Consider the following 22,241-nt stretch of genomic DNA (forward strand, 5'->3'; position numbering starts at 1 on the left):
ACCGCCTACGACCCAGACCACCACAGAGCCCTCCAACAGCTGATCAGACAAGATCAACTTGCGGCGGCTTGACACAGGGCAACTCACGCGGTCAGCACTGCGGCGACGGTGCGGCGGTGGGTGAGCGGCCACTCCTGCCAGCGGCGTACTCCCTCGACCTGAATCGGTCGGGACACGGTCAGGCCGGCATCGACCGGCGTCGGCGCTCGGCGCGCCACCACTGGTGTACGAGCACGACGCTGGCGATCAGGCCGAGGCTGGCAGGCGCGGCGGCGTACCAGTTGACGTGGCCGGGTGAGCTGACCGCCGCGCCGATCGCCGCGTAGCCGAACGCGGTCGGTGCGGAGGCGATCACGCTGCCGGCGAGGAACGGCAGCACCCGGGCGCCGGTCGTGCCGTATCCGTAGCTGACCAGACCGAACCCCGCGATCGGCAGCAGGCGGACGGTGACCACGCCGAACACGCTCTGCCGGGCGAACCAGCCATCGAGGCGGGCCAGCCGGCCGCGTACCCGTTCGGCGACGAACTCCCGGCCGAGCCGCCGGCCGATCGTGAACCCGATCGCCGCAGCCACCAACGCGGCGCCCAGGGCGTACGCGGCACCCTCCAGGGGACCGAAGATCGCGCCTGCGGCGAGCGTGACGAAGGTACGGGGAACCAGCGCGACCATCAGCAGCGCGCCGCCGAGGATCGCCGCCACCGGCGCGAGGCCGCCCAACCGGTCGGCGAGCACCGGCAGCCGCGCCGGATCCGGTCGGGGCACCAGGAGCAGCAGCAGCCCGCACCCGCCGATCAGTGCGACCAGCAGGGCGAACCGGGCGGCCGACGGCTGCCGGAGCAGCCGCCGGACGGCGCGGATCATGCCCGGGCGGCGGCCACCGCTGAACGGCGCTCGTTGCGGAGCCGGTCGGGCCAGGTGTCGTCCAGGGGCGGGAGCTGGTGTGCCCCGGTGGCCCAGCGCAGCAGCAGGTCGGCCAGGGCCGGATTGCGCGCCAGCGCGGGCCCGTGCGAGTAGGTGCCGAGGAGCTTGCCACGCCAGGCGCCTTCGGTGGCGCCGTCGTTGCCCACCCCGGCGGTGACCCGCGCCAGGGGGGAGACCTCCGGGCCGAGGTGGGTGCGCCCGCCGTGGTTCTCGAAACCGGTCAGCGCCGGCAGGCCCAACCGCGGGTCGATCTCACCGGCCAACTCGCCGACCGCCCGGCTCTCGCCCCGGTCGGACCGCAGGTCGAGCAGCTCCAGGCCGCGGCACTGCACGCCCTTGGCGAAGAAGGACGTCCCGAGCAGCTGGTAACCGGCGCAGACGCCGAAGACCACCGAACCCTGGGCGACCGCCCGGTGCAGACCGCCGTCGGCGATGAGCCGCTGCGCGCCCAGCGCCTGCGGGCCGTCCTCGCCGCCGCCGACGAGGTAGATGTCGGCCGTCGCGGGCAGTTGCTGGTCGGAGCGGACCTCCAGTACCTCGACCGGCATGCCGCGCTGGCGGGCCCGCCGGGCCAGGATCAGCGCGTTGCCCCGGTCGCCGTAGGTGGACAGCAGGTCGGGGTAGATCCAGACGATGCGCAGACTCTCAGTTGACACGGTCCAACTCCGCTCGGATGTCCTGGAACGCGGTGTAGTTCGCGATAACCTCCAGCCGCCCGGGCGGGACCGACCGGACGGCGTCGTCGAACGTGCGGACGTGCTGGAAGGGCACGTCGTTGACGTCCAGCCGAACCGCCAGGTCGTATGCCCGGTCACCGGTGATCAACACCTGCCGGCCGCGCAGCGGGGCGAAGTCGACGTCGAACAGCCAGGAGGTGTCCAGCCCGTCGGGGTCGCGCGCGTTGATGGAGAGCAGGGTCGCCGCCTCGTCGGCCATGTCGAACGCCTCCAGCCAGCTGGCCGGGTTCTTGGCCAGCAGCAGCCGGATGTTGCGACCGTCCCTGTCGACCTGCGCGTACCGGCCGGCCACCGAGGTGACGATGCCGAGGCGGGACACCGCGTCGACGGGGCGTACGCCGAACTCGGACGCCACGGCCAGCGCGGTCGCCGCGTTGCCCAGGTTGACCTTGCCGGGTAGTTGGAGAGAGACCTTGTGCCAGGCCCCGGTGGGATCGAGCACGCCCTCGTCTTCCACGACCCAGTGCGGCTCCGGGCGGCGCAGGGCGCAGCCGGTGCACCACCACTGGTCGCCGGAGCGAGCGATGGTGGAGCCGCACTCGGGGCAGACCCAGGAGTCGTCGTGCCAGCGCTGGCCGGCGCTGAACCAGGTCACGTGCGGCGGGTTGATGCCGCGGGCCGGGTCGGCCGGCGGGGTGGCGGCCCAGACCACCATCGGGTCGTCGGCGTTGGCCACCACCCGCACGTTGGTGTGCCGCACCAGGGCCGCGCGCCAGAGCTGCGCCATCATGGCGACCTCCTTGGCGCGGTCGAGCTGGTCGCGCGAGAGGTTGAGCAGCGCGACCACGTGCGGCTCGGTCGACTCCAGCACCTGGGCGAGGTAGTGCTCGTCGACCTCCAGCACGGCGTACGGGGTGCTGCCGGCCTTGGCCAGCGCCGAGGTGTGCCCGCTGGGCATGTTGGCGCCGAAGGAGTTGGTGGCGACCCGGCCGAGCACGCCGACCGCGGCGGCGGTCAACCGGGTGGTGGTCGTCTTGCCGTTGGTGCCGGAGACGAGCGCGATGGCGCGTCCGGCCGACAGGTGCGCCAGCAGGTCCGGGTCGATCTTCAGCCCGATCCACCCGCCGATCACCGAACCGTCGCCACGGCCGGCGGCCCGGGAGAGCGCCGCGGCGGTCCGTGACACGGAGCTGGCCACCTTGGCCCGTAGGGGCATTTTCGCGTCCGTCACGCGAGCGAGGTTACCGGACCGCCCGCCTCGCCAGATCGCCGCCGACCGTGAACCGTTCGGCCGTGGCGTTCGTGCGGGACGTCGGTTCGCGCTCCACCGGACGGAGTCGATCTATGTCAGAAAGCGGACCACGCCGGACGGGCGCGTGGGCCCTCCACTGCGCTCCACCCCCTGTGACGTGCGGTTTTGCGAGCGGATCGGACGCGCCACGCGGGCGAATCTGGTTGCAGGTGGAGGGAAGTGGAGTAGAGTGGGGCCCGATGGTGAGGCCGGGAGGGCTCACCGGCCCGGGGGGTCGGCGGTGCCGCGAACGCCGCTCAAGGGCGAGGGGGTTGGGCCGATGTTCCTCGGCACCCATACCCCACGCCTGGACGAGAAGGGCCGGTTGATCCTTCCGGCCAAGTTCCGGGATGAGCTGGCGGGGGGTGTCGTGGTCACCAAAGGGCAGGATCGCTGCCTCTATGTCTTTCCGACACCCGAGTTCCAGCGCATCGCGGAGCAGTTGCGCGCGCAGCCGATGACGCACAAGGCGGCCCGGGCCTACAGCCGGGTCTTCTTCGCGAGCGCGCACGACGAGGTGCCGGACAAGCAGGGCCGCGTGACGATTCCGGCGCACCTTCGTGCGTACGCGGCGCTCGACCGTGACCTGGTGGTCATCGGCGCGAGCACGCGGGTGGAGATCTGGGACAAGGCCGCCTGGGAGACCTACCTCGCCGAGAGCGAAGACGACTTCGCCGACATCGAGGAGGGGGTGCTGCCCGGCGGTCTGTAGGGCGGAACGGCGCCCGACGTACTGCGAGATCTCCAGCCGCTTTCGAGTTCCTGGCATCACTTCCCCGGTGCCAGGCGCACGATCCAGTCATCCGGCGAGAGCCGGTGTCGGGCGGGAGCGGATGGGGATCTGGCGGTACGACGGGAGCGCCGTCTCCACGGCAGGCGCGCGACAAGAACGGACGTTTCAACCAGTGGGGGTCATCATGGGGGAGTTGCGCGGCACGCACGTGCCGGTGCTGCTCGAGCGGTGTCTCGAGCTGTTGGCCCCCGCGCTGGGTCGAGGCGGCCGGACGGTGTACGTCGACGCGACGCTCGGCCTGGCCGGGCACGCGGAGGCGGTCCTCGATGCGCATCCGGACACGGTCCTGATCGGGCTCGACCGGGACACCGAGGCGCTCGCCCACGCACGGGTGCGGTTGGCGCGGTTCGCCAACCGGGTGCACCTGGAGCACGCCGTCTACGACGAGCTGCCCGAGGTGCTCCAGCGGCTGGGTTATCCGGGCATCGACGGGATCCTGTTCGACCTGGGTGTCTCGTCGCTGCAACTGGACGCGCCCGACCGCGGGTTCGCGTACGCGCAGGACGCGCCGCTGGACATGCGGATGGACCAGACCCGGGGGGTGACCGCCGAAGAGGTGGTCAACACGTACGCCCATCCGGACCTGGCGCGGGTGCTGCGCGTGTACGGCGAGGAGAAGTTCGCCGGCCGGATCGCCTCGGCGATCATCCGGGAGCGCGAGCGCGTCCGGATCACGTCGTCCGCGCGGTTGGCGGAGCTGGTCCGGGAGTCGATTCCGGCACCGGCCCGACGAACGGGTGGGCACCCGGCAAAGAGAACGTTTCAGGCTTTGCGGATCGAGGTAAACAGAGAGCTGGCAGCGCTGGAGACAGCGTTGCCATCCGCGCTCGACGCACTGACCGTGGGCGGTCGCATGGTGGTCCTGTCCTACCACTCGCTGGAGGACCGGCTCGCCAAGGCGGCGCTCGCGGACCGGGTCCGCAGTAAGGGCCCGGTCGACCTCCCGGTTGAGCTGCCCGGGTCCGGTCCGACGTTCCGGCTGCTCAGCCGGGGCGCCGAACTGCCCGGGGAGGCGGAGGTCGCCGCGAACCCGCGCGCCGCCTCGGTGCGGCTGCGGGCCGCGGAGCGACTCGACCCGAACGCGACAGAGCAGGGACGGACCGACCGCGAACGGTCCCGCCGACGAGTGAAGGCGATGCACCAACCGGGGACGGGGTCAGCGGGATCCGTGGGGGATCCAGCGGCGCCGGCGGACGGCAGAGGGACGGATGTAGAGGGGGAGGGGACATGAACATTGACAAGCGCGACCGCCGGGACGTCACCGGCGGCGGGCAGCGCGCACCGCGGTCGGGGGGCCGGACCGCAGCGGAGCGAGCCGCGCGCGTGGGGAACGGTACGCCACGCATCGATCGGGTCAACCGGCAGGGGGAGACTCGCGCCCGGGGGGCGCGCGAGTTCCCCACCCAGGGCAGCGCCGCGCTGCGTCCGGCCGAGAAGGCTGCCGCCACGGCGACCGCCCGCTCGCCGCGGCTGCGGGTTGCGCCGCCGCCGCCGGTGTCGGTGCCGCGCGCGCCGTTCGCGGCGCTGATCGTGGTGCTGGTCGTCGGCGGGGTGTTCGGCATCCTGGCGGTCAACACCAAGATCAATGAGAACGCGTTCCGGTTGGAGAAGCTGCAGCAGCAGCAGGCCCGACTGGACCTGGAGAAGCAGCAGCTCGACAAGGAGATCGCCGACGCCAAGGCGCCGGGGAACCTGACCGCCGAGGCACGTCGACTGGGCCTGGTGGACGCCGGTGAGCCGGCGTACATCCGGATGCCGGACGGCAAGCCGATCGGCGTGCCGAAGCCGGCGACCGGCGAGCCGTCGGTCACCAGCCAGGGTGCGGGAGGCTGACCGGTGCCACCGAGGTCGGACGAGCCGCGCCGGGACCCCACGGGGTCCCGGCGCGGTTCTGCGCGGGACGCCGCCGGCTCCGAGTCGCGCACGGGTGAGCAGGGGATCGGTGGCATCTCGGGCGCTCGTGCGTACACCCCGAGGGGTCGGACGGTCCGCGAGGAGCGCGGCACGCCCGCACGGGGCGCGAACGCCGAGCAGCGGCGTACCCCTCGTGGCAGCACGCGGTCCGGCGACCCGTTCCGACCGGCGTTGCAGGTGCTCGACGGCGGTCGGGCCGCCGCCCGCTCCGGCCGGCGGGACGCCCCGGCGGCGGGCCGGGGCGGCGTCGTGCGAACCGTCGCTGGGCGCGGCCTGGCCGGCGACGAGCCGCCGCTGCGCCGCCGCACCACGCCGCGCGCGCCCGGCCGCGCCGACCGTCCGGCCGCCCGCCGGCCCTCCCGCAAGCCGCCACGCCCGCCGAAGCTCGCCGACCCGCGGCTGCGGCTGCGCCTGGGCACCGTGCTCACCCTGGCGCTCTTCGTCGTCATCGGGGTGCGGTTGATCTTCCTCCAGACGGTCGACGCCCCGGCGTACGCCGGTGGTGGCGTCGCCGACCGGACCCGCACGGTGGAGCTGCCCGCGCCGCGCGGCGCGATCTACGACCGCACCGGCGAGCCGCTGGCCCACAGCGTCGAGGCCCGGTACGTGTTCGCCGACCCGACCCTGATCAAGGATCCGGCAGCCACCGCGAAGGCGCTCTCCCCGCTGCTCGGCATCCCGGCGTCGAAGCTCGCCGAGCTGATGAAGCCGCGCAAGCTGGAGAACGGCAACGCGTCCCGTTTCGAGTACCTGGCCCGGGGGGTGGAGATCCCGAGGGCCAAGCAGGTGCTGGCGCTGGACCTGCCCGGCATCGGGGTGCACCGCGACGAGCGCCGCGAGGTGCCCGGCGGCGACCTGGCGGCCAACCTGATCGGCTTCACCAGCGAGGACATGGACGGCCTGGAAGGGTTGGAGGCCCGCTACGACGACCTGCTCTCCGGGCAGGACGGCCGACGGGTGTACGAGGCGGGCCTCGGTGACCTCGCCGCGCCGATCCCCGGCGGCTACAGCAAGACGACTCCGGCGAAACCGGGCAGCTCGATCGCGCTCACCATCGACCGGGACCTCCAGTTCCGTTGCCAGCAGATCCTCAGTGCGGGGATGGCGGGGCAGCGCGGCGCGACCGCCGCCGCCGTCATCATCGACGTGCCCACCGGCGAGGTGCTGGCCCAGGCCAGCCACCCCACCTACGACGCGGCGAAGCCGACCCCGAGCGACCCGGTCGCCCGGGAGGACGCCGCGACCAGCTTCGTGGTCGACCCCGGCTCGGTGCACAAGGCGATCACCTACGGCGCGGCGCTCCAGGAGGGGGTGATCACCCCGGACACCACGCTGCCCATCGCGAACAGCATCAAGATGGGCGACACCTGGTTCTCCGACACGCATCCCGCCAACGGCCGGAAGATGAGCCTGCCGGGAATGCTGGCCTTCTCGTCGAACGTCGGCGCCATCACCGTCGCCGACAAGCTCGGCAAGGAACGGCTGATCGACTACCAGAAGCGGTTCGGGCTGGGACAGCCCACCCGCGAGGGCCTGCCCGGCGAGGCCAGCGGCCGGCTGCTGCCGGCCGACGAGTGGAGCGGCTCGTCGTACGGGTCGGTGCCGATCGGGCACAGCGTGGACGCCACGCCGCTGCAGATGGCCGCCGCGTACGCCGCGATCGCCAACGACGGCACGTACGTGCAGCCGCACCTGGTCAAGGAGACGATCGGCCCGGACGGCAAGCACACCCCGGCGACGGCGCCGGTCACCCGCCCCGTGCTCAGCCCGCAGAACGCGGCGGCGCTGCGCACCATCCTGGAGGCGGTCACCACGGTCGAGGGCGCCACCGGCACCCTGGCCGCGGTCCCCGGCTACCGGGTCGCCGGCAAGACCGGCACCGGCTGGCGTCTGGTCGACGGCAAGAAGCAGCCGGGCGAGGTGTCCTCCTTCATCGGCATGGCCCCCGCCGAGAAGCCCCGGTACGTGATCGCGGTCTTCGTGTACGCCCCCGGTGGCGGTGGCGCGGCGATCGCCAACCCGGCCTTCCGGGACATGATGCAGTTCACGCTGCGTCACTACCGTGTGCCGCCGTCCCCGAGTGGTTCGGCACCGAAGTTCGTGGTCTATCCGCGCTGACCAGCGGAGGCACGACATCATCGGTGAGTGCCGACGAACCACCGGGGCGGCTGTGCGGCCGGACCCGGACGACCGGGTAGGGTCTGACGCCGTGCCCGGCAATCCACGTCCACGTACCGTGACCGGCGTCCGGCTCGGTGACCTCGCCGTCCGGCTCGCCGTCGACCTGCCGGCGGACGCCGCCGACGTGGTCGTCACGGGTGCCACCCACGCGAGCCAGGAGGTCCGCCCCGGCGACCTGTACGCGGCCCTGCCCGGCGCCCGCCGCCACGGCGCGGAGTTTGCCGTCGGCGCGGCCGAGGCGGGCGCGGTGGCCCTGCTGACCGACCCGGCCGGCGCGGAGCTGGCGGCGGCGAGTGGCCTGCCCGCCCTGGTGGTGCCCGACCCGCGCGCGGCCCTCGGCGAGCTGGCCTCGGCCGTGTACGGCGACCCGACCGCCGACCTGACCGTCATCGGCATCACCGGCACGGCCGGGAAGACGTCCACGGCGTACCTGGTCGAGTCGGGGTTGCGCGCCGCCGGACACACCACCGGGCTGATCGGCACCGTCGAGACCCGCCTCGGCGACCTCGTGATCGACAGCGTGCGGACCACCCCGGAGGCGACCGACCTGCACGCGATGCTGGCCACCGCCCGGGAGCGTGGGGTCACCGCCGTGGTCATGGAGGTCTCCAGTCACGCCCTGGCCATGGGTCGGGTCGGTGGGGTGCGCTTCGCCGTGGGTGGCTACACGAACTTCGGCTCCGACCACCTGGACTTCCACGCCGACAGCGCCGACTACTTCGCCGCCAAGGCGCAACTCTTCGACGGTCGGTGTGCGGTCGAGGTGCTCAACCGGGACGACCCTGCGCTCACGCCGCTCTACAAGCCGGCGACGGTCAGCTACTCGGCGGCCGGCGACCCGACCGCGACGTGGTGGGCCGACGGTGTCGACGGCGAGGGGTACGCCCAGCGGTTCACCGCCCACGGCCCGGACGGTGTGGTCGTGTCCGCCGGGGTGGCGCTGCCCGGCCGGCACAACGTGGCCAACGCGTTGCTGGCCATCGCCGCGCTGGTGGGCGCGGGGGTGGACGCGCGGACCACCGCCGACGGGGTGGCCGCCTGCGGTGGCGTCCCCGGTCGCCTGCAACTGGTCGACGTCGCCGGGCCGGTACGCGGTGTCGTCGACTACGCGCACAAGGCGGACGCGATCGTGGCGGCGTTGGCCGCGCTGCGTGAGCTGAGCGCCGGCCGCCTGATCTGTGTGATCGGCGCTGGTGGGGACCGTGACCGGGGCAAACGGCCGGTGATGGGCGCCGCCGCCGCCGAGGGGGCCGACGTGGTGCTGGTGACCGACGACAACCCGCGTACCGAGGATCCGGCCGAGATCCGCGCCGAGGTGCTCGCCGGGGCGTACCGGGCCGGCACGGCCGCGCGGATCATCGAGGTGGCCGGCCGCCGGGACGCGATCGACGAGGCGGTCCGGCTGGCCGAGCCGGGCGACGTGATCGCGCTGCTCGGCAAGGGGCATGAACGGGGCCAGGAGGTGGCGGGCGAGGTGTTCCCGTTCGACGACAGCATCGAGTTGGCCGACGCGCTGCGGGCCCGCTTCGCGGACCGGGCGGGTCAGCGGTGATCGCCCTGACCCTGGCCGAGGTGGCCACGGCCGTCGACGGGCGGCTCGTCGCCGCCGACCCGGCCGTCACCGTCACCGGCTCGGTCGAGTTCGACTCGCGCAAGGTCGGGCCCGGTTCGCTCTTCGTGGCGTTCCCGGGGGAGAAGGTCGACGGGCACGACTACGCGGCGAGGGCGGTCGAGGCCGGCGCGGTGGCCGTGCTCGGCACCCGCGAGGTGCCCGGGGTGCCGATGGTGCTCGTCGACGACGCCCTGACCGCGATGGGTCGGCTGGCCCGCGCGGCGGTGGCCCGGCTGCCCGAGCTGACCGTGATCGGGGTGACCGGTTCGTCCGGCAAGACCACCACCAAGGACCTGATCGGGCAGCTCACCGCCCGGCTCGGCGCCACGGTCGCGCCGCCCGGCTCGTTCAACAACGAGTTGGGTCACCCGTACACGGCTCTGCTGGCCGGGGCGGACACCCGCTACCTGGTCATGGAGAAGGGCGCGCGGGGCATCGGGCACGTGCGCTACCTGTGCGAGCTGGTGCCGCCGCGGATCTCGGTGGTGCTCAACGTCGGCACGTCGCACATCGGCGAGTTCGGCTCGCAGGAGGCCATCGCCCAGGCCAAGGGCGAGCTGGTCGAGGCGCTGCCGGCCGACGGGCTGGCCGTGCTGAACGCCGACGACCCCCGGGTGGACGCCATGGCGAGCCGTACGCGGGCGCGCGTGGTCCGCTACGGCGAGGCGCCGGACGCCGACCTGCGCGCCGAGGACGTCACGCTCGACGAGCGGGGGCACCCGTCGTACACCCTGGTCACGCCCGAGGGGCGCGTGCCGGTGCGGCTCGCGCTGACCGGCCGCCACCAGGTCGGCAACACGCTCGCCGCCGCCGCGGTCGCCCGGGAACTGGGCATGCCGCTGGCCGAGCTGGCCACGGCGCTCGGCGAGCTGGGGCTGAAGTCCACCCGGCGGATGGATGTCTTCGACCGGCCCGACGGGGTGACGGTCATCGACGACTCGTACAACGCCAACCCGGCCTCGATGGCGGTCGCGCTCCGGGCGCTTGCCAGCCTCGGTCGGGAACGGCGTACCGTCGCGGTGCTCGGTTACATGGCCGAGCTGGGCCCGTTCGAGCGCGACGGCCACGCCGAGGTCGGCCGGCTCGCGGCCGAGCTGGGCGTCGACCGGCTGCTCGTGGTGGGTGAGCCGGCCGCGCCGATCCACGAAGGCGCGACAGCGGTAGCGAAATGGGGAGGAGAGTCGGTGCTGCTCACCGATCAGGCGGCGGCCGTCGAGGTGCTGCGGGGCGAGCTACGGCCGGGCGATGTCGTCCTGGTCAAGGGCTCCCGGTACCGGACCTGGGAGGTGGCCGACGCCCTGCGCGCGGACGCCGCCGGGGAGGCCAGCCGATGAGGGCGATCATCGTCGCCATCGGGGTGGCCTTCGTCGTCTCGCTCTTCTGCACCCCGATCGCGATCAAGGTGTTCACCCGGCTCAAGGCCGGCCAGCCGATCCGCTCCGACGGCCCGGCCATGCACCAGGGCAAGAAGGGCACGCCCACGATGGGCGGTGTGGTCTTCATCCTGGCCACGGTGATCGCGTACGTGGCCGGGCACCTGGCCCTGACCACGCTGCCGGACGCCCAGATCGCGCAGGTGGAGCCGACCATCACGGCGCTGGTGCTGCTGGGGCTGATGGTGTTCTCCGGCGCGGTGGGCTTCCTCGACGACTTCCTCAAGGTGCGCAAGCGCAACAGCGCCGGCCTCAACAAGCGCGGCAAGCTGCTCGGTCAGATCCTGGTCGGCGCGGTCTTCGGCGTGATCGCGCTGTGGTTCCCGAGCACGATGACCGACTCGACCGGTAAGGCCACCAACACCGAGACGGTGGGCAGCACCACGCTGAGCTTCATCCGGGACATCGACTTCCTGGAGGTCAGCAAGGTCGGCGCGGTGATCATCTTCATCTTCGTGGTGATGGCCGCGACGAACGGCGTCAACCTCACCGACGGCCTCGACGGTCTGGCCACCGGCGCGTCGGTGATGGTGCTGGCCGCGTACGCGCTGATCGCGTTCTGGCAGTACCGCCACTGGTGCGCCGACCCGAGCTACACCCAGCCGTACTGCTACGAGGTCCGTGACCCGTTGGAGATCGCGCTGATAGCCGGGGCAGCCGCCGGGGCGTGTGTGGGCTTCCTGTGGTGGAACACGTCCCCGGCGCGGATCTTCATGGGTGACACCGGGGCGCTGGGGCTGGGCGGCCTGATCGCCGGCATGGCGATGTCCACCCGGACCATCCTGCTGCTGCCGATCATCGGCGGGCTCTTCGTGATCATCACGATGTCCGTGGTGATCCAGATCATCTCCTTCCGGACCACCGGTAGACGTGTGTTCCGGATGTCCCCGTTGCAGCACCACTTCGAGTTGGCCGGCTGGAGCGAGGTCAACATCGTGGTCCGGTTCTGGATCATCGCCGGCATCGGCGTGGCCATCGCCCTGGGCCTGTTCTACAGCGAGTTCCTCGCCAACATGACCTGACCCGCTGGCCCGCTGGCCCGCTGGCCCGCTGACCCGCTGGCCCGCTGACCCGCTGACCCGCTGACCCGCTGGCCCGCTGGTCAGCGGGCCGGCGCCGGTGGCCGTAGCCGGGGCTGGCGCTGCGGCTGGGCCGTGGGCTCTGGTGGTACCGGTGGCGCGGGGAGGGGTGCCTCCCCTCCGGTCGGGGTCCGGCGGACGGCGTCACCGCCCGACACGCCCGGTGCGGCGTTGTGGACCTCTCGGGCGCGCCGAACGGTGATGATGTCCGTGTGGGGGAGGAACGAGACACCGAAGACAGGACAGTCGGTCGGCCGCGACGGCCACCGACGGCGGAAGCGGGACGCGCCACGGAGGTTGGCAAGCAGTCGGACGAGACGCGTGGTGCGGAGCCGGGTGTGGCCAGGCGCGACGTGGCACCGGAAACGCCGGCGTCGCCGTCGCTGCGCGGACTGGACGCGGCCGGTGGACTGGCCGCGCTGCGTGGCCTGCTGGACCGGCCGCTGGCCTCCTACTACCTGCTGCTGTCCAGCGCCGGCCTGCTGCTGCTCATCGGGCTGACGATGGTCTTCTCGGCGACCAGCGTGAAGGACTACGCCGAGGACGGCAACGCGTCCGCCTCGGTGACCAAGCAGGCCATCTTCGCGGTGATCGGCATCGGGGCGTTCTGGGCGTGCCAGCGTCTGCCCGCCAGCACGTACCGCGCCCTGGGCCGGCCGCTGCTGATCACCTCGGTAGCGCTGCTGCTGGTGCTCAACCTGCTGGTGGCCTACGGCCGGCTCACCCATCAGAAGTCGGTCGCGTTCGGGCCGATCGAGGCGCGGCTGAACTGGCTGTTCATCGGCGGGATCCAGGTGCAGCCGTCCGAGTTGGCCAAGTTCGCGCTGGTGCTGTGGGGCTCGCACGTCATCGCCCGCAAGGGGGCCGCGCTGGGCTGGTGGCGGGAGCTGGCCACTCCGCTGTTTCCGGTCATGGGTCTGCTCTTCGTCCTGGTGGGCTACAACGACACGGGCACCATGCTCTGCCTGCTGGCGCTGGTCGTCGGCCTGCTCTGGGCCGCCGGGGTGCGGGCGCGTGTCTTCGGCGCGTTGACAGTGATCGGTCTGCTCGGCGTTGGCCTGCTCATCGCCGTGGCCTCGCTGGGCGCGGGCTCCGGCGAGCGCGGCTCGGAGAACTACCGGCTGGCGCGGCTGACGTCGTTCATCGACCCGCCCGACCCGCAGGAGTGCAAGCTCGACGGCTGCCTCCAGCTCTACCAGGGCCGGATGGCCATCGAACACGGCGGCTGGTTCGGCGTCGGCCTCGGCAAGAGCAGCCTCAAGTGGGACTGGCTGCCCGAGGCGCACAACGACTTCATCTTCGCGATCATCGCCGAGGAGCTCGGGGTGATCGGCTGCGCGGTGGTGCTGAGCCTGTTCGCGGTGCTCGCGTACACCGGTCTGCGCATCGCCCGGCGGGTCGACGACCCGTTCCGGCGGCTCGCGGCCGCCGCGGTGACGACCTGGCTGGTGAGCCAGGCGGTGATCAACGTCGGTGGGGTGGTCGGGCTGCTGCCGATCACCGGCCTGCCGCTGCCGTTCATCTCCGACGGCGGAAGTGCCCTGGTCGTGACGTTGGCGGCGATCGGGATGCTGGCGTCCTTCGCCCGCGCCGAACCCGATGCGGCCAGAGCACTGCATGCCCGTCCGCCGGCCCGGTGGGTCCGACTACTCTGGGCCCCGTTGCCGCCGCTTCCCGGCCGGCGTCGCCGACCGGCGACGCCGCCGGCTGGCCGAGGGTCCGTGCCCCGGTCCCGCGGGCGGCGCGAGGACGACCAGGCCGCACCGCGCGGTGTCCGGCAGGGCCGGAGCCGCCAGGGTACGGCGAGCGAGAGGAGACGCTGATGGGTCCGCTGCGTTCGGTGGTGCTCGCGGGAGGTGGCACCGGGGGGCACATCTACCCGCTGCTCGCCTTCGCCGACTGCCTGCGCCGACACGACCCGGGCGTCCGGATCACCTGCCTCGGCACACCCAAGGGCATGGAGAACGAGCTGATTCCGCCGCACGGCTACGACCTGCGGCAGATCCCGGCGTACCAGCTGCCCCGGTCGGTGAACATGAACCTGGTCCGTACCCCGGGCCGGATGTGGACGGCGGCCCGCGCGGCGGGCAAGGTGATCGACGAGGTGCGCGCCGACGTGGTCGTCGGCTTCGGCGGGTACGTCTCGGTGCCGGCCTACCTGGCCGCGTGGCGGCGCGAGCTGCCCATGGTGATCCACGAGGTGAACGTGCCGCCGGGCGTCGCCAACCGCCTCGGCATGAAGTTCACCAAGAACATCGCGGTCGGCTTCCCGCATCAGCCGAGCCAGGCCGAGTCGCTGCGCGACGCCACGGTGGTCGGGGTGCCGCTGCGCCGCAGCATCGCCGCGCTGGACCGGTACGCGCAGCGCAACGCCGCGCGCGCCCGGTTCGGCCTCCGTCCGGACCTGCCGGTGCTCTTCGTCGCGGGTGGCTCGTCCGGCGCCCGCTCGATCAACCTGGCGGTCTCCGGCGCGGCCAAGGAGCTGGCCCGCAACGGTGTGCAGGTGCTGCACGTGATGGGCGCCCGCAACGAGCCGGTGCCGATCCCCACCGACCTGCCGGTCCCGTACGTGACGCTGCCGTACCTGTCCGAGATGGAGCTGGGCTACGCCGCCGCCGACCTGATGCTGGCCCGGGGCGGGGCGATGACCGTCGCCGAGGTGGCCGCGATCGGCCTGCCGACGATCTACGTGCCGTACCCGCACAGCAACCAGGAGCAGAAGCGCAACGCCCTGCCCGTGGTGGAGGCTGGCGGCGGTCTGCTCGTCGACGACGCGGAGCTGACCCCGGACTGGCTGGAGCGCGCGGTCATCCCGCTGATCCGCGATCCGCAGCGGCTGTACGCGATGGGGGCCGCCGCGTCCGCGTACGGGCGGCGTGACGGCGACGAGGCGCTGCGCTCGTTCGTCCTCGAGGCGGTGGCCCGGTGACCGCGCAGTTCACCCCGGCCGGCACGCTCACCGCCGAGGACCTGGGCGCCGTCCACCTGATCGGCGTGGGCGGGGTGGGCATGCTCGGCGTGGCCCGACTGCTGCTCACCCGGGGCATCCGGGTCTCCGGCAGCGACCTGCGCGAGTGGCCCTCGCTGGCGGGGCTACGGGCGCTCGGCGGCACCATCTACCTCAGCCACGAGGCGACGAACCTCGACGGGGTGGACACCGTGGTCTACTCCTCGGCCATCCCGAGCGACCACCTGGAACTGGTCGAGGCCCGGCGACGCGGCCTGCGGGTGCTGCACCGCTCGGAGGCTCTCGCGGCGGCCATGACCGGCCGCCGGGCGATAGCTGTCGCCGGCACGCACGGCAAGACCACCACCACGTCGATGGTGACGATGGTCCTGCAGCAGGCAGGTGTGGACCCGTCCTTCGTGATCGGCGGGGAGATCTCCGAGGTCGGCTCGGGCGCGCACCACGGCACCGGCGAGCACTTCGTGGTCGAGGCCGACGAGAGCGACCGCTCGTTCCTCATCTACCGCCCGTACGTCTCGGTCATCACGAACGTCGAGCCGGACCACCTGAACACCTACGGCGACCTCGCGACGCTGGAGGCGGCGTTCGCGGAGTTCGCGCGGCTCACCGACCCGAACGGGTTCATCATCACCTGCGCCGACGACCCGGGCGGTCGTCGGCTGGCCGAGACCCTGCGCGCCGAGGGGCGGCGGGTGTTCACCTACGGCGCGGCGGACGACGCCGACCTGCGGCTGACCGAGATCGTCTCCTCCGCGCGCGGCGTGCGCTACCTGGCCGAGATCGACGGGCGGTCGCTGGGCGAGTTCCGGCTTCCGGTGCCGGGTCGGCACATGGGGCTCAACAGCGCGGCGGCGGTGCTGACCGCGTACCTGCTCAAGCTGCCGCTGGAGGCGGCGGAGGCCGCGCTGGCGGTCTTCCCCGGCGTGCGGCGGCGCTTCGAGCGCAAGGGCGTCGCAGACGGTGTGCTGGTCTACGACGAGTACGCCTACCACCCGACCTCGATCATGCTGGCGTTGCAGACGCTGCGCGAGGTGGCCGGGGACGGCCGGCTGATCGTCGTCTTCCAGCCGTACCGGCTGTACCGCACCCGCGACAACCAGGCGGAGATCGCCGAGGCGCTGGCCATCGCCGACGAGGTGGTGCTGCTGGAGGTCTTCGGGCCGGGCGAGCTGCGTCAGCCCGGCGAGGGCTCGGCGGCGCTGATCGCGGCGGTGGACCTGCCCGCCGACCGTAAGGTGTTCGTCGACTCCTGGGAGGCCGCGCCGGGCGAGGTGGTCCGTCGGGCCCGCTCGGGCGACGTCGTGGTGACCATGGGAGCGCCGCCGATCTCGCTGATGGGCGACGAACTGCTGGCCGCCCTGGGGGCGGGTACCGCCGACGCCGCGCCGACCGCGACCGTCGACCCGGTGGCGACGACGCCGGCGATCGGCCAGCCGGTGCCCGGCGGATCCACGGCCGGTGGCGACGGGGCGGCCCTCGGCGGCGCCGCCGCACCGGACGGCGCGGCGCCCACGGCCGGATGAGCCCCGGCCCCGCCCGCGGGCGGACCAACGCCTCCGACGGCGGCGGACCGCGGCGTGGTCCGGGCCGGCGTTGGCAGTTGGTCCGCGCCGGCAGCGACGCGGTGCCGGCGTCGACCCGCCGGTTCATGGCCCGTGCCCGGCAGCGCCGGATGCGGGCGGCGTTGCCGTGGGCGGTGGCCGCCGGGGTGCTCGCGCTGCTCGGGCTGATCGCCTGGACGGTGCTCGGCACCGGGCTGTTCGGGGTCCGCGCGGTCCGTGTGGAGGGTGCCAGGCTGGTCACCGACGTGCAGGTACGCGACGCGGTGGGGGTGGCCGACGGGGTACCGCTGGCGCGGGTCGACCTGGCCGCCGCCGCGCGTCGGGTCGGTGGGTTGGCGCCGGTGGAGCGGGCCACGGTGTCGCGGGACTGGCCGGGCACGCTGGTGGTCCGGGTGACCGAGCGGACGGCGGTGGCGGTGGTGCCGCAGGCGGACGCGTTCGCCCTGATCGACCGCAGCGGCCTGGCGTTCCAGACGGTGGCCCGCCGCCCGGCCGGGCTGCCGCTGGTGCGGGTGGTCCGGCCCGCCGCCGACGACCCGGACACGCGGGCCGCGCTGGAGGTGCTCGGCGCGCTGACCCCACAGTTGCGCGCCGAGCTGGTGGACGTGAGCGTGGAGGGTCTGGCCCGCATCAGCCTGAAGCTGCGGGGGAACCGCACGGTGGTCTGGGGCGACGCCACGCGGGGTACGGACAAGGCCCGGGTGGCCACCGCGCTGCTCGGCGAGGACAGCGAGCGGATCGACGTGAGCGCGCCGGACGTGGTGACCTTCCGCTGACCGGTGAGCGGCCTGCGGACGTGACGAGTCGCGCTCCGGCCGGCGACACGCCGGTCGGGTCCTTGGCTCCTGGCGCGGCGGCGCTTACGTTGCCCCGAAGAGGATCAGTGGTTGACATAACTGTAAGCCTCTAGTAGAGGGTGAGGGTTCACCTCTGATCCTCGCTGGTGGCAGCTGTTGTCGGCCGCTGGGCTGGCCACGCCGTACCCGGTCGGTCGAAGCCAATCTCGAAGGGAAAGGACCGGAGATGACACCTCCGCACAACTACCTGGCGGTCATCAAGGTCGTCGGCATCGGGGGCGGCGGCGTCAACGCCGTCAACCGGATGATCGAGGTTGGGCTCAAGGGCGTCGAGTTCATCGCGATCAACACCGATGCCCAGGCGCTGCTGATGAGTGACGCCGACGTCAAGCTCGACGTCGGCCGCGAGCTGACCCGCGGGCTGGGCGCGGGCGCCAACCCCGATGTGGGCAAGAACGCCGCCGAGGACCACCGCGACGAGATCGAGGAGGTGCTCAAGGGCGCCGACATGGTCTTCGTGACCTGCGGCGAGGGCGGCGGCACCGGCACCGGCGGCGCGCCCGTCGTGGCGAACATCGCCCGCAAGCTCGGCGCGCTGACCATCGGCGTGGTGACCCGGCCGTTCTCCTTCGAGGGCAAGCGCCGCCAGGTGCAGGCCGAGTCCGGGATAGACGAACTGCGCAACCAGTGCGACACCCTGATCGTCATCCCGAACGACCGGCTGCTGGCGCTCGGCGACCGCAACATCAGCATGATGGACGCGTTCCGCACCGCCGACCAGGTGCTGCTCTCCGGTGTGCAGGGCATCACCGACCTGATCACGACCCCGGGTCTGATCAACCTGGACTTCGCCGACGTCAAGAGCGTGATGAGTGGCGCGGGCAGCGCGTTGATGGGTATCGGCAGCGCCCGCGGCGAGAACCGCGCGGTCGAGGCGGCCGAGGCGGCCATCTCCAGCCCACTGCTGGAGCAGAGCATGGACGGCGCGCGCGGCGTGCTGCTCTCCATCGCCGGTGGCTCCGACCTGGGCCTGTTCGAGATCAACGACGCGGCGCAGTTGGTCACCGACGCGGCCCACCCGGACGCCAACATCATCTTCGGCGCGGTCATCGACGACGCGCTCGGTGACGAGGTGCGGGTGACGGTCATCGCGGCGGGCTTCGACGGCGGCACGCCCGCCTACAAGGCGGCCGAGCCGACCCGCAAGACCAACACCAACCAGCCGGCGCCGCAGACCACCCCGGCGCCGCCGCCGGCCACCCTGCCGGCCCCGGCGCAGTCGCCGCGTCGGGTGCTCTTCGACGACGTGGACGTGCCCGACTTTCTCAAGAACGGCTCCTGAGCGCCGCCGATGACCGACAGCTCAGCCCCGGTACGACCGGACCGGCGCGCCGAACTCGCGGCCGGTCTGGCGACGGTACGGGCCCGGATCGCCGACGCCTGCGCCCAGTCGGGCCGGGACCCCGGCGACGTCACGATGATCGCGGTGACCAAGACGTACCCGGCCGGCGACGTGGTGGCGTTGGCCGGGCTCGGAGTGACCGACATGGGGGAGAACCGCGACCAGGAGGCCGCCGGCAAGTCGGCCGAGGTGGCCGCCGCCGGGGTGCGTCCACGGTGGCACTTCATCGGGCAGTTGCAGCGCAACAAGGCCCGGTCGGTGGTCCGCTACGCCGACGTCGTGCACTCGGTGGACAGCGTACGGCTGGCCCGGGCCCTGGACGGCGCGGCGGCGCAGCGGGAGCGGTCGCTGGACGCCCTGGTGCAGGTGAGCATCGACGGCGATCCGGCGCGGGGCGGCGCCCTGCCCGGGTCCGTCGATCCGGAGTCTGGCCTGGACGCGGTCGCCGCGGCGGTCGCCGAGGCCACGACGCTGCGGCTGGCGGGCCTCATGGCGGTCGCGCCGCTGGGCTGGCCACCGGAGCGGGCCTTCGCCCGGCTGGCCGAGATCGCGGAGGCGTTTCGGTCGGTCCATCCGGGAGCGACAGCGCTGTCGGCGGGCATGAGCGGCGACCTGGAAATCGCGATCCGCTACGGCGCGACACATGTCCGCGTCGGTAGCGCGTTGCTCGGAATGCGTCCCACGCTGCGGTAGCCTGACCGCGAGACAGGCAAATTACATCAGTGTTGTTTCAGGGGCGGCGGATCCTTGTGGGGGTCGTGACACGCGACGCGAATCGCGTGTCAGGGGATTGCGGTTCCGGTCCGATGGGCAGGTTGTCCACTCGCGACGGGCGACACGGCACGGGGGCGAGTGCCGCACGGCGGACGGGAGGGCGCGGGATGGGTGCACTGCGCAAGGCGGGGGTCTGGCTCGGTCTCGTCGAGGAAGACGACGAGCGGGCCTACGACGACGGTGACTACGACAAGGGTGGTTACCGTGACTCGCGCTACCGGCAGAGCCGGTACGCCGAGGAGTTCGCCGACGAGGACGACGACGACACCGAGGAGCCGCCGGCTCCCCGGGCGCGCGCGAGTGAGCGGGGCCGACTCTCCGAGCGGTCGACCGGTCGGGCCACCGAGTCCGACCGTGGTGACACCGAGCGTCCGGAGCGGGCCGAGCGGTCGAGCGTACGGTCGATCACGCGGTCCTCGGCCAGCGAGACGTCGGGCGCGCTGACCTACCACACGCGGGACAACCTGGCCCTCGCGCCGCAGGCCGTGACGCGGGAGCGTGTGGTCGTGCCCGAGGAGGAGCAGCGCTACCAGATCACCACGCTGCACCCGACCACATATCGGGAGGCGCGCACCATCGGGGAGCACTTCCGCGACGGTGTGCCGGTGATCATCAACCTCACCGAGATGGACGAGGCCGACGCCCGACGTCTGGTTGACTTCGCGGCCGGTCTGGCGTTCGGGCTGCGCGGTACGATCGAGCGCGTGACCAATCGGGTGTTCCTGCTCTCACCGGCCAATGTCCAGGTCACCGCTGAGGACAAGGCCAAGATCGCTGAGGGCGGTTTTTTCAGTCTGAGTTGACCCCGCCCGACCCGAGGGACGTCGCTGACCGTGTTGTCGATCTTACTGCAAGTGTGGTACCTGATCCTTTATGTCTTCCTGCTTCTTCTTCTGTCCCGGTTCGTGTTGAGCGCCGTCCTGCAGTACGGCCGCCGGTGGCAGCCGGGGCGCGGAGCGGCGGCAGGACTGGAATCCGTGTGGAGCGTCACTGATCCCCCTCTCAACGCGTTGAGGCGTGTGATCCCTCCGCTGCGAATTGGTACCGTGAGCATCGACCTGGCCTCCCTTGTGCTCCTGGTTATCCTGTTCGTGCTGATGGAGTTCGTGTTAGAGCCGTCGATCGTGGCAACAGCCTGATGACCGACGCGCTTTCGCGGCCGCAACTGACCCGAGGAGTTTCGATGCCGCTGACCCCGGCCGACGTTCACAACGTCGCCTTCAAAAAGCCGCCGATCGGCAAGCGGGGGTATGACGAGGAGGAGGTCGACGCCTTCCTGGACGAGGTCGAGCGCGAGCTCGCCCGTCTCATCGAGGAGAACAACGAACTGCGTGCCCAGGTGGAGCGCGGCGGCCGTGGCGGTGCCCCCGCCGGCCCCGGCGGCGACGCCCGACTGGCGGCGGAGCTCAACGACGTCAAGGCCCAGCTCGACCGGGTCCAGCGCGACAAGTCCGCTGCCGAGCAGGCCGCCCGCGCCATGCAGGCCGAGCTGGAGCAGGTCCGCGCGGCCGGCGGCCCGGCCGGCGTCACCGGTGACGGTGAGCAGCAGGCGCTGCGGGTGCTGATGATGGCCCAGCGCACCGCCGACGACCACGTGTCCGACGCGCGCCGCGAGGCCGACAGCCTGCTGTCCGAGGCGCGGAGCAAGGCCGAGGAGGTGACCCGTGAGGCGCGCGCGAAGGCCGACGCCCTGGAGCGGGACGCCCGCCAGCGGCACCAGGAGGCCATGGGCGGCCTGGACGCCAAGCGCACGGCCCTGCAGAAGCACATCGAGGAGCTCAAGCAGTTCGAGCGCGAGTACCGCACCCGGCTCAAGGCGTACCTGGAGAGCCAGCTGCGGGACCTCGACGGTCGTGGCCAGGGCCTCGAAGCCGAGATGACCCGATCCGAGGCAGGCCGGGTCGCCGGCGGCAACGGGTTGGCCGCGGCGGGCCTCGCCGGCTCGTACGGCGGCGGGCGCTCCGGCGCCCTCGAAGCCGGACGCTGAGCACCGGCCGGCGATCGTTCTCCGCAGATGGTGACGGTCGCCGGCCCCGCCTGGACGGTACGACGCGGCGGGGGTGAGCCGTGATAGTCGCGAGTCTCCTGCTCATCCTCGTCGCTGTGGTGCTGCTGGTGTTCGGTCTTGCCGGCGGTTCCAGCATTCTGTTGACCATCTCCATCGCGGCCAGTCTGCTGGCCGCCGTGGCGTTGGTGGTGGGCGCCCGCCAGGCAGCCGCCAACCGCGCTGCGGCGGACCCCGATCGGGTCGGCCCACGAGAGCGCGCGACATTCCGCACGGCCAGCCAGGCCGAGCCGGGTGCCGCGTACGGTCCACCGCTGGCCGAGCCGGATGTGCCGGTCCAGCACGTACCTTCGACGGTCGGTAACGGCGGCACCGGGTGGCGGCAACCACCCGAGCCGCCGTTCGACCCCGACCCCGCCTCGCTCCACGAGGTGACCCCGCCGTACGACGCGGCCTCGCCGTACGAGCCCGACGCGCCGATCGTGACCCCGGCAGACGGCCGATCAGGCTCCTCGCCGGTCAGTCCGGCGTGGCCGTTCGTGGCCCGTGCCGACGAGGCGTACCGGGCCGACGCCGCTGCCGCCGACCCGTCGGCCGACGAGCCCGCGGAACAACCGATCACCCCCGCCGAGGCGGCCCGTGTCGCCCGGCTGCCCGACCCCGTCGAGGTGGTGGACGGGCGACCCCGATACCACCTGGCCGCGTGCGCGCACCTGATCGGCCGGATTCCCGAGACGCTTCCGGTCGCCGAGGCCGTCGAGCTCGGCTTCACGCCCTGCGCGACGTGCGCGCCGGCCACCGCCCTGCTCACCGACGCCCGGCCGATCTGAG

20 protein-coding genes are annotated in these 22,241 nt (G+C 72.7%); 17 read left to right on the plus strand and 3 right to left on the minus strand.

The genetic code is table 11. From position 1 onward, the window contains the following. Positions 1–178 precede the first annotated feature (178 nt). The 3 genes from ACLQ24_RS06015 to ACLQ24_RS06025 are packed head-to-tail and all read right to left on the minus strand — an operon-like array spanning position 179 to position 2,815. A complete protein-coding gene (locus ACLQ24_RS06015; protein ID WP_425889465.1) occupies positions 179–862 on the minus strand; it encodes a TVP38/TMEM64 family protein in 684 nt (227 codons plus the stop codon). Further along, positions 859–1,578 (minus strand): type 1 glutamine amidotransferase, encoded by a 720-nt coding sequence (locus ACLQ24_RS06020; protein WP_425889467.1) that lies wholly within the window; start codon positions 1,576–1,578, stop codon positions 859–861. The genes ACLQ24_RS06015 and ACLQ24_RS06020 overlap by 4 nt, the downstream gene beginning before the upstream one ends. Beyond that, positions 1,568–2,815, minus strand: a complete 1,248-nt coding sequence (locus ACLQ24_RS06025; protein WP_425889566.1) for a MurT ligase domain-containing protein — start codon at positions 2,813–2,815, stop codon at positions 1,568–1,570. The genes ACLQ24_RS06020 and ACLQ24_RS06025 overlap by 11 nt, the downstream gene beginning before the upstream one ends. Positions 2,816–3,170: 355 nt before the next feature. Between ACLQ24_RS06025 and mraZ the strand changes: the two genes are divergently transcribed. From mraZ to ACLQ24_RS06110, 17 genes are all read left to right on the plus strand, one after another. Beyond that, positions 3,171–3,602: a division/cell wall cluster transcriptional repressor MraZ gene (mraZ, locus tag ACLQ24_RS06030; protein WP_425889469.1), complete on the plus strand. Its 432-nt coding sequence runs from the start codon at positions 3,171–3,173 to the stop codon at positions 3,600–3,602. 205 nt (positions 3,603–3,807) lie between these two features. Beyond that, positions 3,808–4,914 carry a 16S rRNA (cytosine(1402)-N(4))-methyltransferase RsmH gene (gene rsmH / locus ACLQ24_RS06035; RefSeq protein WP_425889567.1) on the plus strand — a complete coding sequence of 369 codons (1,107 nt, stop codon included), beginning with the start codon at positions 3,808–3,810 and terminating at the stop codon, positions 4,912–4,914. Further along, positions 4,911–5,516 carry a hypothetical protein gene (locus ACLQ24_RS06040; protein ID WP_425889471.1) on the plus strand — a complete coding sequence of 202 codons (606 nt, stop codon included), beginning with the start codon at positions 4,911–4,913 and terminating at the stop codon, positions 5,514–5,516. Before rsmH ends, ACLQ24_RS06040 begins: the two co-directional genes overlap by 4 nt. Positions 5,517–5,519: 3 nt before the next feature. Further along, complete coding sequence (locus ACLQ24_RS06045; protein ID WP_425889473.1) at positions 5,520–7,715, plus strand: peptidoglycan D,D-transpeptidase FtsI family protein; 2,196 nt, start codon at positions 5,520–5,522, stop codon at positions 7,713–7,715. A gap of 52 nt (positions 7,716–7,767) precedes the next feature. Further along, positions 7,768–9,330 (plus strand): UDP-N-acetylmuramoyl-L-alanyl-D-glutamate--2,6-diaminopimelate ligase, encoded by a 1,563-nt coding sequence (locus tag ACLQ24_RS06050; RefSeq protein WP_425889475.1) that lies wholly within the window; start codon positions 7,768–7,770, stop codon positions 9,328–9,330. Further along, complete coding sequence (locus ACLQ24_RS06055; RefSeq protein WP_425889477.1) at positions 9,327–10,724, plus strand: UDP-N-acetylmuramoyl-tripeptide--D-alanyl-D-alanine ligase; 1,398 nt, start codon at positions 9,327–9,329, stop codon at positions 10,722–10,724. Before ACLQ24_RS06050 ends, ACLQ24_RS06055 begins: the two co-directional genes overlap by 4 nt. Beyond that, positions 10,721–11,845 carry a phospho-N-acetylmuramoyl-pentapeptide-transferase gene (mraY, locus tag ACLQ24_RS06060; RefSeq protein WP_425889478.1) on the plus strand — a complete coding sequence of 375 codons (1,125 nt, stop codon included), beginning with the start codon at positions 10,721–10,723 and terminating at the stop codon, positions 11,843–11,845. The genes ACLQ24_RS06055 and mraY overlap by 4 nt, the downstream gene beginning before the upstream one ends. A 467-nt stretch (positions 11,846–12,312) precedes the next feature. Next, positions 12,313–13,725, plus strand: coding sequence for an FtsW/RodA/SpoVE family cell cycle protein (locus ACLQ24_RS06065; protein WP_425889569.1), 1,413 nt, complete (start codon positions 12,313–12,315; stop codon positions 13,723–13,725). Next, positions 13,725–14,831 carry an undecaprenyldiphospho-muramoylpentapeptide beta-N-acetylglucosaminyltransferase gene (gene murG, locus ACLQ24_RS06070; RefSeq protein ID WP_425889480.1) on the plus strand — a complete coding sequence of 369 codons (1,107 nt, stop codon included), beginning with the start codon at positions 13,725–13,727 and terminating at the stop codon, positions 14,829–14,831. Before ACLQ24_RS06065 ends, murG begins: the two co-directional genes overlap by 1 nt. After that, positions 14,828–16,393: a UDP-N-acetylmuramate--L-alanine ligase gene (gene murC / locus ACLQ24_RS06075; protein WP_425889481.1), complete on the plus strand. Its 1,566-nt coding sequence runs from the start codon at positions 14,828–14,830 to the stop codon at positions 16,391–16,393. Before murG ends, murC begins: the two co-directional genes overlap by 4 nt. After that, positions 16,390–17,208: a cell division protein FtsQ/DivIB gene (locus ACLQ24_RS06080; protein WP_425889482.1), complete on the plus strand. Its 819-nt coding sequence runs from the start codon at positions 16,390–16,392 to the stop codon at positions 17,206–17,208. Before murC ends, ACLQ24_RS06080 begins: the two co-directional genes overlap by 4 nt. A gap of 247 nt (positions 17,209–17,455) precedes the next feature. Continuing rightward, positions 17,456–18,571, plus strand: a complete 1,116-nt coding sequence (gene ftsZ, locus ACLQ24_RS06085; protein ID WP_425889483.1) for a cell division protein FtsZ — start codon at positions 17,456–17,458, stop codon at positions 18,569–18,571. Positions 18,572–18,580: 9 nt separating this feature from the next. Next, positions 18,581–19,324 carry a YggS family pyridoxal phosphate-dependent enzyme gene (locus ACLQ24_RS06090; protein WP_425889484.1) on the plus strand — a complete coding sequence of 248 codons (744 nt, stop codon included), beginning with the start codon at positions 18,581–18,583 and terminating at the stop codon, positions 19,322–19,324. A 188-nt stretch (positions 19,325–19,512) separates the two neighbouring features. Continuing rightward, complete coding sequence (locus ACLQ24_RS06095) at positions 19,513–20,208, plus strand: cell division protein SepF (protein WP_425889485.1); 696 nt, start codon at positions 19,513–19,515, stop codon at positions 20,206–20,208. A 30-nt stretch (positions 20,209–20,238) separates the two neighbouring features. Beyond that, on the plus strand, positions 20,239–20,544 hold the full coding sequence (locus ACLQ24_RS06100) for a YggT family protein (RefSeq protein WP_425889486.1): 306 nt from the start codon (positions 20,239–20,241) through the stop codon (positions 20,542–20,544). Positions 20,545–20,588: 44 nt separating this feature from the next. After that, a complete protein-coding gene (locus ACLQ24_RS06105) occupies positions 20,589–21,392 on the plus strand; it encodes a DivIVA domain-containing protein (RefSeq protein WP_425889488.1) in 804 nt (267 codons plus the stop codon). An 80-nt stretch (positions 21,393–21,472) separates the two neighbouring features. After that, a complete protein-coding gene (locus ACLQ24_RS06110; RefSeq protein ID WP_425889490.1) occupies positions 21,473–22,240 on the plus strand; it encodes a hypothetical protein in 768 nt (255 codons plus the stop codon). Position 22,241 lies beyond the last annotated feature (1 nt).

The sequence above is a fragment of the Micromonospora sp. DT4 genome, from assembly GCF_049841675.1.
Taxonomy (GTDB): Bacteria; Actinomycetota; Actinomycetes; order Mycobacteriales; family Micromonosporaceae; genus Micromonospora.

Bases quoted from the DNA above. Each gene is read 5' to 3' on its own strand.
- ACLQ24_RS06080 (WP_425889482.1), top strand. From the start codon at position 16,390: ATGAGCCCCGGCCCCGCCCGCGGGCGGACCAACGCCTCCGACGGCGGC.
- ACLQ24_RS06015 (WP_425889465.1), bottom strand. From the start codon at position 862: ATGATCCGCGCCGTCCGGCGGCTGCTCCGGCAGCCGTCGGCCGCCCGG.
- murG (WP_425889480.1), top strand. From the start codon at position 13,725: ATGGGTCCGCTGCGTTCGGTGGTGCTCGCGGGAGGTGGCACCGGGGGG.
- mraY (WP_425889478.1), top strand. From the start codon at position 10,721: ATGAGGGCGATCATCGTCGCCATCGGGGTGGCCTTCGTCGTCTCGCTC.
- rsmH (WP_425889567.1), top strand. From the start codon at position 3,808: ATGGGGGAGTTGCGCGGCACGCACGTGCCGGTGCTGCTCGAGCGGTGT.
- mraZ (WP_425889469.1), top strand. From the start codon at position 3,171: ATGTTCCTCGGCACCCATACCCCACGCCTGGACGAGAAGGGCCGGTTG.
- ACLQ24_RS06095 (WP_425889485.1), top strand. From the start codon at position 19,513: ATGGGTGCACTGCGCAAGGCGGGGGTCTGGCTCGGTCTCGTCGAGGAA.
- ACLQ24_RS06105 (WP_425889488.1), top strand. From the start codon at position 20,589: ATGCCGCTGACCCCGGCCGACGTTCACAACGTCGCCTTCAAAAAGCCG.
- ACLQ24_RS06040 (WP_425889471.1), top strand. From the start codon at position 4,911: ATGAACATTGACAAGCGCGACCGCCGGGACGTCACCGGCGGCGGGCAG.
- ftsZ (WP_425889483.1), top strand. From the start codon at position 17,456: ATGACACCTCCGCACAACTACCTGGCGGTCATCAAGGTCGTCGGCATC.
- ACLQ24_RS06025 (WP_425889566.1), bottom strand. From the start codon at position 2,815: ATGCCCCTACGGGCCAAGGTGGCCAGCTCCGTGTCACGGACCGCCGCG.
- ACLQ24_RS06090 (WP_425889484.1), top strand. From the start codon at position 18,581: ATGACCGACAGCTCAGCCCCGGTACGACCGGACCGGCGCGCCGAACTC.